An 11,829-nucleotide genomic window follows, 5' to 3' on the forward strand; every position below is an offset into this window, starting at 1 on the left:
TGATAAAATCATGGCAATGGATATGTTTTTAAAAGTTGAAGGCATTAATGGTGAATCGAAAAATGCGAATCACAAGCAATGGATCGATGTCTTTTCCTTTAACTGGGGCGCGCGACAGCCTGGCAATATGGCCGTTGGCGGCGGCGGCGGTGCGGGTAAAGTGAACTTTCGCGATCTGACCGTACAGGCTCTGATAGATAAAGCAACACCTGCCTTATTGAAATACTGCTCGGCCGGTAAACATCTCGCCAAGGTGCAGTTGTCTCTTTGCAAAGCCGGTGGGCAGGAAGTGGAATATACCCGCATTACCCTGGAAGATGTATTGGTGACTCATACCGACTTCATCGGTGTCGAGCACGGTTCCACGCTAGGCATTGAGTACTCTTTTCAGGCCGGTAAAGTGTCGATGGAATACTGGGAGCAAGCGAAGCAAGGTAATAAAGGGGCTTCGGTGCAGATGGGCTGGGATATTAAGCAAAATAAAGAAAGCTAATCACATTACGGTGCATATCGTAATGACGGGGGCATTATGGCATTTCCTAAGTCACATGAAATTTTAGCTCTGACATCGCAACACGAATCGAATAATCGGGTGTCGGCCAACTTTTTGACCCGCGAGATTTTAAATGAGGCGCTGATCCTCGTCAGGTCTCTGTCACCAGAAGAAGTCTTTCGATTAACAAAAACGGAGACCGGCCAGATCGCGTTTACGCTGGGTGAACTCAAAGATGAAAACAACCGCCGGTTGACAGCCAATACTATTGAGTCAGGACAACGACCAGGCGGAAGAATTAATCACCTGGATAACCGAATTAATGTCTCTTTTCCCGGAACCTCATGGCAAATGGGAGCCCGTGTTCAGCATTTTGAGAATATCGCATCGAGTACCGTAGGCGGGGCCGGTCTGGTTTTGATCGCGGGATTATGGACGGGAGCCGGTTCTGGCGTTGGCAGCATTTTAGGCCGAAATGCCGCCCAGCTCGCTGTAGTGACAGGTACTTATTTGGGTAAACGCTTCGTGACCAATAAAACCATGGTCGTGAATCAGATGGCGGCGCATATCAAAAACCTTGCCGATATGTTTAACTCTACCCACAATGCCTTTAATGATTTCAAGTTTGAAAGCGCAGCCAAACGCGCACAATACAGCCCCGATCCTCAAGCAGAGTACCCTATTACATTTGAACAAAAAGTCACGGATAATAATGCAGTTCCTGCTAACTATGCCGAGACCATTCAGGCCATCGTGCGCCGTTTTGTAACGGGAACCTACGAGCGTGTAGATATCGTCGGCCAGGGCGATATGTTTATAAAAGTTTTTTTCAGCGATGGGGAACTGGACATTTCGAAAGCCCAGTATGACTATCTCAGCAATTTGAAGCTCCCGTGATTGATCAACCTGGCAGGTCTTCACGCTTGTGGCGCAACGGTAGCCATTCAGTCCAGGGGGCAAAAATGCCTCGAGCTGACCAAAAGATTTTTATTGTCGGTAAGAATGGTCAATGATGATGACAAGGCAGATTGCCGGATCGGATTCAACCGTTGCGCCAGCGTGGCCAGGTTTTTCACACTCGCCTCGAGCAAGCGTCCTCTCCGGCCAGCCTTTGCCCGGCATTAATTAAACGAACCCTAACACCGGTAGTTAACGCGAACCATCCGCGCCCATAGGGTGATGCAACTCGGGGTAAAATATTGCCGTTCGGGGGGCAACAAGAAGAGATAAAGGTACAGAAGTGTGCGTATCACCTTAGTGAAAGAGTGTGATACCCTGCCGCAAAAAACAAAATAACACATTGAATTTAATGATAAAAACTAAATCACAACGCGCAGATTTCATAATTTCACTTCCGATTTCATCTTTGCAAAAAGCATCCTGCCTCTAATATCACGTTATTTCACCTTCCCCGTGCCTATTTTAAGGCTATTCTAAGCAACGAATACACCGATCCCGGCAATGCAATGGCATAGACACCAGAAAAGCAGATAAGAACTCATACGGTGGGCATCCTCCCTGGTGGCCGTTTTCATGGCTTGATGAATCAGGGAGAGATCGGATTTTTACTTAGGAATATTCATTAAATACACGCGCAAAACCTTCATAGGAATTTTCATGGAAAGAAATACACCCGTAGCCTTTACCTAATGCGCTACCGAATTCTAAACGGGCATTTAAAAGTGCGGTATTTTTGGCCAGCACACCGTTTAATTACATTTAATTCGTGAAGCTTACTTATAAGAAAAAGGCAGCCTGGTTGCTATAAGCCACCCTATCTGCGGCCGTATTTCTGGGTATTATTCTCATTATACTGGAGCTTATTAATGAATCAGCATTTGGATATCATCGGTATTGGCCTTGGCCCGTCGAATCTTAGCCTGGCAGCCTTAGGAAGTGAAATAGAGGGATTTACGGGACAATTCCTTGAACGCAAACCTCATTTCTCCTGGCACCCAGGGATGATCCTGGCGGACTGCAGTATGCAGACCAACTTTTTAAAAGATTTAGTGAGCGCGGTTGCCCCAACCAATCGCTACAGCTTTCTCAACTATCTGGTAAAAAACAGAAAATTTTATCGTTTCCTGACGACGGAGCAGCGCACCGCATCGCGCGAAGAGTTCGCCGATTACCTCACCTGGGCCGCCGCCGGGATGGGATCATTGGCATTCAATCAAGACGTTCAGCGGGTCGAATTTGACGATCGGCAGCGCCAGTTCGTGGTGACCACCTCGAATAAGGTCTTCCACGCCAGGCACGTAAGTATCGGTATTGGCAAGAAAATAAAGCTGCCTGATTGCGTGACAACGCAAAGCGATCGCTGTTTCCACGCCAGCGAAATGATGCTGCGCAACCCCGATCTGACCGGCAAACGCGTGGCGATCGTCGGTGGCGGCCAGAGCGGCGCAGACCTGTTCCTCAATATTTTTAAAGGGGAATGGGGGCAACCGGAGCAGCTCGACTGGATATCGCGCCGCAACAACTATAATGCGCTCGATGAAGCGGCCTTTGCCAACGAATACTTCACGCCCGATTACGTCGAGAGCTTTTACTCACTGGATAGCGCGGCCAAACGGCATATGCTGGCCGAACAGAAAATGACCTCAGACGGCATCACCAGTGAGTCGCTGCTAGCGATTTATCGCGCCATGTACCACCGCTTCGACGTCCTGCGCGAGAAATTATGGGTGCGCCTGCTGCCCAGCCGTTCGCTGACGGCCGTGAAACACACGCTGGATAACGCCTACCAACTCGAAACGCGTCATCATCTCGATCACGGCGAAGAAACCTTCAAGGCGGACGTGGTGATCTTTGCCACCGGTTATCAATCGGCCACGCCAGAGTTCCTTGAACCTTTGGCCCACCGCTTACTAACCACTGCGGAGGGCGAATACCGCATCGCCCCAGACTTTACCTTTGAGTGGGAAGGCCCGGCGGAGAACTGCTTATTCGCCATGAACGCCAGTATGCACAATCACGGCATTGCCGATCCGCAGTTGAGCCTGATGGCGTGGCGGTCGGCTCGCATTCTTAATCGGGCGTTAGACCACAAGCCATTTGATCTGGGAACAACGTCGACAGCCATTCAATGGCGCAGTGAAAGCGCACCACCCGCGTTTTAAATACAAGAACGACTTAATCATTGTCACTACGCTTTGATGGAATTACGTATATGAAAAGACAAGTCATTAAATTTATTACGAAGCAGCTGGCCGTATTGGCCCCCGAATTCAAGGCCAGATTGCTCTACAAAAAAGCATTTGGCAAACCGTTAAACTTGCAGGCGCCGTCCACCTGGAATGAAAAGATCAATCACCTGAAATTGAATGGCTATAGTCACAATGCGTTGGTGAAGCAGTGTGCAGATAAATATGCGGTAAGACAGTACATCAAAGATCAAGGGTGCGAAGAGATCCTTAATGAATTGTACTTTGCCTGTGATTCAGTAAACGATATTCCGTGGGACGCATTGCCGGATAAGTTTGTGATCAAAGGGAATCACGGTTCCGGGTATAACCTGATTTGCCAGAATAAAAAATTGCTGAATATCAAGAGCGCAAAAAAATTGATCGACGCTTGGATGAAAGACGATTATTGGAAAACTTATGTAGAGCTCAACTACAAAGGGATACAAAAAAAGATCATTGGGGAGAAATATATCGAATCGGCCAATGGTCACGGACCTGAAGACTATAAAATCTATTGTTTCCGCGGTGTACCTTACTGCACGTTGCTGTGTGTCGGCAGAGAAACCGGGTCGCCGAAGTATTACTTCTTTGACAAAGATTTCAAGTTTCTGTGCTACAGCGATGACTGCCTGGCCTTGAGCCAGGAAGAAATAGACGCCTTCGTGAAGCCAGAAGGCTACGATGAGCTGTTTGAGTACGCCTCACGCTTGTCCGCGCCCTTCGAGTTTGTTCGCGTTGATTTCTACATCTCCAAAGGCCAGATCATTTTCGGCGAATTGACCTTTACCCCATCCGCCGGGCTGGATACGGATATTCTGCCGCCAACCGATGTTTTGCTTGGCGAGATGTTGACGTTGCAACAGCACTGATTTTCACCTGGTCCCACATCCCACAGTGAAGATCGGCTGCGCCTGAGGATAAATACCGGCCGGCCTTTTTGCAGCCCGCGGGCCGGTATTGCCCTGAGGGATATCGGGCCGATGACCTCGCCTGTTCATGCCACCGTTACAGCAAAATCTCTGCTGCCTATCCCTGGCAGCCCACACCCGACCCAAGTGCAATACGCCAGTCAGATCACATAACCATTTGAAAAACAATGGTATTAAATGATTAATAAGAATCACTTACATATTTATAATAAAATGTTCTATATGTATAGGAAGCTATAATATAAGATACAGGAAAGTTTCCCTGGTGTTGTTGTGTGTCTTTGCCCTATTTTATAGGGCTTTTTTCGCTAAAAATCGTTGATAACCGTGTGTTTTTACCTACCTTCACCATTTCCCCCTCCATAAAAACCATAACCATTTCTAATTAATTGTAATCCCTCTTATTCCTGACTTACCAATAATAACAATGAGTTGCTATTAACCTGGCAAAGCAACGGCTGGCAGCGCTTCGCGACCGGAATGCCCGCCCTAAAGGTAGGTTTTTACCGGGCGCGAACGGATGCTACTATCGGCCTTTTTCGAGGATGTTGATCCGCATGTTATTGTCCAACCGGCATTTTATCTCCGCGCTTCTGGCGCTCGCCATCGGCCTTTGGCTGCCGGGCTCCGTGATGGCCAGGCCCGATTTGGAACGCAAGATCGGCACTACCGTAGCCGATAGCGATACTGCGGATTACCGCTTCAGCGATCTGCGATTCACCTCCGCCGATGGCCAACGGCATTATCGTGTTCGCATCGCCCAACCGCGTCAGGCGCCTGTGCCAGACGGCTATCCAACGGTTTATTTCCTCGACGGCAATGCGGTGCTGATGGAGTTGAACGCCGCCTTACTGGCCAAATTGGCAGCAACGAAGCGGCCACCGGTGCTGGTGATGATCGGCTATGACAACGATCTGCGCATCGATGCCGCCGGCCGCACCTACGACTATACGCTCCCTCTGCCGGCAGGCATGAAGAAACCGCCGCGGGCCGTCGGGGGCGCGGATGCGTTCCTGCAATTGATTGAGACCCAGATCAAACCGGCGATCGCCGCCAAACTGGCGGTCGATCCTCAGCGGCAAACGCTGTGGGGGCACTCCTACGGCGGGCTCTTCGTTCTGCATACGTTGTTCACCCATCCCACCGCCTTTCAGCGCTACATCGCCGTGGAACCCTCGCTGTGGTGGGGCGACGGCATGATCCTGCAAGAAGCACAGCAGATGACAGAACGGCGCGCGGCGCCGGCGGCCAGGTTGCAACTGTGGGTTGGCCTGGCAGAACGCGATCGGGCTGCCCCGCCCGGCGTGAAGAGCCCCGCTCTGCCGGCGGACGCAACGCGTTTATTGGCCGAACACCTGGCACAGCTCGACGGTCTCACCGTCGGCTATCGCGAATGGCCTGCCCTGGGACACGGCGCCATGCTGGGTGCGGCCATCGAGCCGGCGCTGGGCAGCGTCATTGCAGAGGACTAAATCAGCGGATCAGAAGCTATCGGCCATATTTTCATCTGCGGCGCATATCTTCTGATAAGAAGAGTGTTTACTATCTGAGACAGAGAATGGCGGGCGCGGGTGGGGGCGTCAAAAAACAAAGTGGCTCCCCCGTCGGCAAGTGAGCTTGCTCTATCCGGTGGAGCCATACAGTACTGCAGTTTTCCCGGTGGGGCCCTGGTGAGGCGCAAGTAGGAAAAGATGGTGTTAGCAGGGCATTTCAGCGTTTTAATACCGCCTGTTTCACTATTTTCTTCTCCCTGTGGCACCTACTATAAGCGGCCTCTCACCTGGCGGAAAAGGGTGAAAACCACCCTTGAAATACATTAATGAAAGTGATATTAGAAGCGGTTAGGGCGAAAGCGCCTAGTTCAGTTTTGAATAATTAAATCAGGGAATTATATTAAAAATGAATATTAATATCACCGACAAACCCAACCCGCAGGATGAAGAGTTCGTTATCGACAGCCTCTGGGCTCACAACCATAAAACCCAGCCAGTAGACATTCACCCACTGTTCCTGACCGTCACTGACGACAACCAGCAGATCGTCGGTGGCCTGGTCGCACGCACCTGGTGGGGCGGCCTGGAAGTGCAGTATCTGTGGGTCGGCGATCAATGTCGCAAAAGCGGTTACGGCCGCCAGCTGATGCAACTGGCCGAAGAAGAAGCCCGCAAGCGCGGTTGCCATATGGCCTATGTCGATACTTTCGATTTCCAGGCCCGAGGCTTCTACGAAAAACTGGGCTACCGGGTCTACGGCGAGCTGGGCGACTACGCGCATCGCCACACCCGCCATTACCTGGCTAAAAGCCTGTAACGCGGCCTGAGCGGCGCAGAGGTAGGTATGGATTCATCGCATAAAAATAATGAATCTTATTTTAAGGGCCTCATCACCATGATGGAGCACCTGAGCGAGCCCTGGGGCATCAAAGACCAGCTGTCCCGCCACCTCTATATGAACCGTGCCGCTTATCTCTATACCAATACGCCGCTGAATTTCGACGTCGCCGGCAAATATGACCACGAATTCCCCGCCGACTGGGCCGACTCCGCCGCCGACTTTATCGAGCATGACAAGATGACCGAAGCAGCGCGCGATCGGGTCACGGTCATAGAAACCCACTACTGGTACGGCAAAGACAGCCTGACGCCGTTTATCAGCGAAAAGCTACCGGTGTACAACGATGACAAACAGGTGATTGGCGTGATCTGGAACGCCAAGCCGATGAACAGCCTGTCACCGCTGAAATACATCAATCAGCAAAAACCCAGCGTGTTGACCACCGAAGTCAATAACGAGCTGTTCACCCGTGCCGAACTCGATGTCATTTTTCTTATGCTGCAACGATTTACGGTAAAAGAGATCGCAAAAATCTATAACGTCAGCAATAAGACCATCGAAAACCGCATTTATAACATTTACCAGAAGGCCAACGTGCATACTCAGCAACAATTTGAGGAATACTGCAAATACGCCAATCTGGATAACTACATTCCCGATCGCCTGATAACCAAAGGCATTCAGTTTATTTGAACCGCAAGGAAGATCTCACCGTGATAAAGATCGAAGATTATCCGCTCACCCGGGTGCCGCAGGATAAAAGAGTCTCGTTTTTAAGCGTGGCCATCGTGCATATGGGCATGTTGACCGCGCTGGACCAGTTCATGCTCGGCGCCGTACTCGGCAACTCCATGACGCTGATTGACGCTTTCACCGCCATTTTCGTCGGCAGCCTGATCTTCGGCGTGGTGACCTACGGCCTGGGGCTGGCGGGCATGCGTGAAGGCATTTCCGGCAGCCTGCTGGCGCGCTGGTGCGGCTTCGGTCGCCTGGGCTCGGTGCTGATCGGCGTGGTGGTGGCCGTCAGCCTGCTGGGATGGTTCGGCATTCAGAACGCTATTTTCGCCAAGTCGCTCGACTTCGCGCTCGGCAATAAGCTGGGCTTTGGCTTGGCCGCCGGGCTCTCGGGCACGCTGTTGACTATCCTGGTGGCATTCGGTTTCAAGGCGCTGCGCATCGCCGCACGTATCGCGGTGCCGATGTTCATCATGCTGGTGGCCTTTATTTCAGTGACCGCGCTTTCCGGGCATAACCTGCAGGAGATCATCCAGCTGGCGCCGCCGGGTGAACCGCTGACCATCAGCGCCGGCATCACCATCGTCGTCGGCGGCGCCATCGTGGCCAGCCTGATGACCCCCGATCTGACCCGTTACTCCAAAAACGGCAAGCACGTGCTCGGCGTCACGCTCTTCACCATCATCGCCGGCGAGTTCGTGGTAAACGGCCTGGCGATCCTGATCGCCAAAACCCTGGGCACGGCGGATGTAGTCACCATCATGTCACAAGCGGCCGGCGGCGCCGGTTTGCTGGTAGTGGTGTTCTCCACCCTGCGCGTCAACGATCTCAACCTGTATTCCTCTTCGCTGGGCATCGTCAACGCGGTGGAAGGCATCACCGGCAAAAAGCTGAAGTACACCTACACCACGTTGGTGATCGGGATTCTGGGCACTACGCTGTCGGTGCTGGGTATTCTCGACCGCTTCGTCGACTTCCTGACGGTGCTTGGCGTGGTCTTCCCGCCGATTATCGGCATCATGTTGGTGGACTATTACCTGCTGCGCAGCCACCGCAAGATCCTGGACGAGAGCCGCCGCACGGGCCAGTTGCCGAACGAAACGCCAACCATCGGCTGGGCGGCGATCGTCGCCAGCATCGCCGGCGGCGCCGTTGGCCTGGCGACCGAATGGGGCGTACCGACCATCAATTCCCTGGTAGCGGCCAGCCTGCTGTATTGGGTGCTTAAACTGGCCTTCAGTCGGGCGCAAAAACCGCTGGCCTCGCAGAAGTCTCTCTGATTTTCGCGCACGCGGTAATGCACTCCTCCGGTATCGGGGGAGTGTTTGACGCTCGAAAAGGGGATTCAATACAAAAGATGGGGCCGATCGCGCAGACAAACGGCCGTGGTGTTTAGGGTCCCTGGTGTCGGTAGCAAGCTATCCATTTATGCTCAGAGTGTGGCAATGCCCCCTCTGAGCTTTTTATTATAAAAACTGTCGGCTTCCGTATTTTGATCGTAAAGAAAAACTTCAGCTTGCATGAACAGTAGCCCATGAAATCGGCTTTGGTCAACATAAAAGTAAACATAAAACCGGCTTTTGTGTTCACTTTTCTATAAGTAAAACCTAATCAATTGATTTGCACGGCTTTATCTTTCTCGCAGAGGAAGCAGGCTACCCCCGCTGACATCACTGCGCTAAACGGCTGACGGTAAACAATAATTACCGCTAATAATCAGTTCGTTACCCGTTCGTCTGCGCCTTTTTATCTGGACAACGCCAATGCGTAAGATATAGTGAAGCCTGCGTAATGTTTGTAAGGACAGCCAATGAAAACCACCAACGCACAGCGCAAAATCAACATCATTAAAAATATTGAATATCTGATGCGTACCCGCGGTGAAACCAAGGCTTCCTTTTCCAATCGCAGCGGCCTGACGCGCACTACCCTCTACAAAATTCTTGACGGAAGAGTGAACAACGTTCAGCAATCCACCGTGAATCGGATCTCCGACTTCTTCGGTGTCTCCTGTGAAGAGATCGAAGACTACGATCTGGAAAAACTGGAGCTGCTCAACGAAACGCTGTCCACCGAAGGCAACAAGAACCCTTCCGCCATTCCGGTGATCCCCCAGTCGCGCTATCTGGCCGTCTCGCAGCGCAAGATCGGGCAGCTGGTCACCGAGTTTCCTCTGACTTATTTCTTCGGCGATGAGTCGAACATGTTGGCAATGAAAATAGAGACCGAAATTAAAGGGTCATTTATTCCCGGCGAGGTCATCATCATCAAAAGGCCGCCGGTACTGATTTGCGATTCACCTTTGCTGTATCACTCGGGAAAACGCGGCTTCTTTGTGGTTGACGACAAAGACAGCGAAAGCATGGACAAACGCCCTCAGGACACCGTGCAATTCCTGGGTTACATCGTTGGAGAAAGGTTATAAATGGAACCGAATCAGAAGTTCAAGCTGTTGGGCTTCACCCGGCATGGCACCATCGCGGCCAATGTCATGGTATTGGCCACCGGCAAAACCATTACCATGGGGCTGAATGAGCTGGCCGACAGCGAAATATCAGAAGATCTGAGCCGGCACGAGCTGCAGGCGTTGTACCGCAAACTCTATGGCGACAACCAACAAAAAACCGCCTACGAGCTCAGCGATCGCCACGAACGCTCCTGGTACGCCTACCTGATTATTACCGTGGCGCTCAGCGTGATTTATATTTTCTCAACGCTGTGCGGCGTCAAGCCGATCCAAATCCCGGTGCTGAATCTCATCACGCCGCCGGCGATCTTCATCTACCCGCTCACGTTCATTCTGGTGGATATCCTCAACGAATTCTACGGGTTGCGGCTGGCACGGCGCACGATTATCATCTCGTTTATCGCCAACCTGACCTTCGTCCTGGGGGTTTGGGTAACAACGCTGGTGCCGAGTATTCCGCAGTGGGAGTACAGCGAGACCTACAACGGTATCGTGCACAGCATCATGGCGGTGCTGGTGGCCTCGTCGGCGGCCTATCTGATCTCCGAGAACGTCAACTCCTACCTGCTCTGCAAAATCAAAGAGTTGACCAACTCCCGCTACCTGTTTGTGCGCGTGATCACCAGTACCGTAGTGGCGTCGGCCATCGACAGCGTGGTGTTCTGTACGCTGGCGTTCTACAACGTGCTGAGCTGGGACATCATCAAAACCATGATCCTGTCGCAGTTCCTGATCAAGGTGGTTTACGCCCTGCTGGGCGTCGGGCCGATCTACGCCACCCGCAGTCTGTTTAACCGCTACATCAATACCGAACAAGCAAAGGGCAATGAATATGCATATCCAAAAGCAAGATAAGATCACCCATCTTGGCGCGAACTCCGATTATCCGGATCAATATGCTCCCGCATTGCTCGAAGCCCTGCCGCGCGCGCGCGGCCGCGATCTGATCGGCGTGGACGAGCGGCAGCTGCCATTCAGCGGCTTCGATCTGTGGACCGCCTTCGAGTTGTCGTGGCTCAACGGCAAGGGCAAACCGGTGGTGGGCATCGGCGAATTTACCTTCCCGCACTCTTCTTCCAACCTGATCGAATCGAAATCGTTCAAGCTGTATCTCAACAGCTTCAACCAAACGCGCTTCGACAGCGTGGAACAGGTGAGCGCCGCCATGCAGAAGGATCTGTCGCAGGCGGCCAATGGCCAGGTCACCGTCAAACTCTATCCGGGGCTGGAAGGTTACCCCGCGCAGATCGATCGCCTGCCGGGCATCAACATCGACGATCTGGATATCGCGGTCGACGACTTCGCCTTCAAACCGGAGTACCTGAGCGGCGCGGCCGATCAAGGGGAGCACGTAGCGGAGACGCTGTCTTCCAATCTGCTGAAATCCAACTGCCTGGTCACCAACCAGCCGGACTGGGGCAGCGTGGTGATCCACTATGAAGGCCGCAAAATCGATCGCGAAAGCCTGCTGCGCTACCTGATCTCCTTCCGCCAGCACAACGAATTCCACGAGCAGTGCGTCGAGCGCATTTTCAACGACATCAAGCAGAGCTGCCGCCCGGAAAAACTCAGCGTGTTCGCGCGCTACACCCGCCGTGGCGGCCTGGACATCAACCCCTTCCGCAGCGATTTCGAAACGGCGCCAGCGCTCGGCCGCCTGATCAGGCAGTAAGCGTTACCCCC

The 11,829-nt window shown here is 52.4% G+C and carries 11 protein-coding genes; all 11 read left to right on the top strand.

Features of this window, described 5'->3' with window-relative positions:
- Positions 1-10: 10 nt before the first annotated feature.
- The 11 genes from ACSJLU_RS21085 to queF all read left to right on the top strand — a co-directional run bounded on the left by ACSJLU_RS21085 (position 11) and on the right by queF (position 11,818).
- Complete coding sequence (locus tag ACSJLU_RS21085; RefSeq protein WP_025304261.1) at positions 11-493, top strand: Hcp family type VI secretion system effector; 483 nt, start codon at positions 11-13, stop codon at positions 491-493.
- A 36-nt stretch (positions 494-529) separates the two neighbouring features.
- Positions 530-1,390, top strand: a complete 861-nt coding sequence (locus tag ACSJLU_RS21090) for a hypothetical protein (protein WP_225735547.1) — start codon at positions 530-532, stop codon at positions 1,388-1,390.
- Between the two features lie 929 nt (positions 1,391-2,319).
- Positions 2,320-3,615, top strand: coding sequence for a lysine N(6)-hydroxylase/L-ornithine N(5)-oxygenase family protein (locus ACSJLU_RS21095; protein ID WP_380826255.1), 1,296 nt, complete (start codon positions 2,320-2,322; stop codon positions 3,613-3,615).
- 50 nt (positions 3,616-3,665) lie between these two features.
- Positions 3,666-4,550 (top strand): ATP-grasp fold amidoligase family protein, encoded by an 885-nt coding sequence (locus ACSJLU_RS21100; protein ID WP_025304264.1) that lies wholly within the window; start codon positions 3,666-3,668, stop codon positions 4,548-4,550.
- 617 nt (positions 4,551-5,167) lie between these two features.
- A complete protein-coding gene (locus ACSJLU_RS21105; protein WP_025304265.1) occupies positions 5,168-6,082 on the top strand; it encodes an alpha/beta hydrolase in 915 nt (304 codons plus the stop codon).
- A 427-nt stretch (positions 6,083-6,509) separates the two neighbouring features.
- The gene (locus ACSJLU_RS21110; protein ID WP_019453029.1) at positions 6,510-6,920 is read left to right on the top strand and encodes a GNAT family N-acetyltransferase; all 411 of its coding nucleotides are present in this window, start codon (positions 6,510-6,512) and stop codon (positions 6,918-6,920) included.
- A 27-nt stretch (positions 6,921-6,947) separates the two neighbouring features.
- The gene (locus ACSJLU_RS21115; protein WP_025304266.1) at positions 6,948-7,637 is read left to right on the top strand and encodes a helix-turn-helix transcriptional regulator; all 690 of its coding nucleotides are present in this window, start codon (positions 6,948-6,950) and stop codon (positions 7,635-7,637) included.
- A gap of 20 nt (positions 7,638-7,657) precedes the next feature.
- Positions 7,658-8,959, top strand: a complete 1,302-nt coding sequence (locus ACSJLU_RS21120) for a cytosine permease (protein WP_025304267.1) — start codon at positions 7,658-7,660, stop codon at positions 8,957-8,959.
- 530 nt (positions 8,960-9,489) lie between these two features.
- Positions 9,490-10,104: a helix-turn-helix domain-containing protein gene (locus ACSJLU_RS21125; RefSeq protein WP_025304268.1), complete on the top strand. Its 615-nt coding sequence runs from the start codon at positions 9,490-9,492 to the stop codon at positions 10,102-10,104.
- The gene (locus tag ACSJLU_RS21130; protein ID WP_004937338.1) at positions 10,105-11,001 is read left to right on the top strand and encodes a queuosine precursor transporter; all 897 of its coding nucleotides are present in this window, start codon (positions 10,105-10,107) and stop codon (positions 10,999-11,001) included.
- A complete protein-coding gene (gene queF, locus ACSJLU_RS21135; protein ID WP_043142166.1) occupies positions 10,979-11,818 on the top strand; it encodes an NADPH-dependent 7-cyano-7-deazaguanine reductase QueF in 840 nt (279 codons plus the stop codon). Before ACSJLU_RS21130 ends, queF begins: the two co-directional genes overlap by 23 nt.
- Positions 11,819-11,829: the final 11 nt, after the last annotated feature.

Origin of the sequence: Serratia bockelmannii (genome assembly GCF_051803255.1) — a bacterium.
GTDB classification, from domain to species: Bacteria; Pseudomonadota; Gammaproteobacteria; order Enterobacterales; family Enterobacteriaceae; genus Serratia; species Serratia bockelmannii.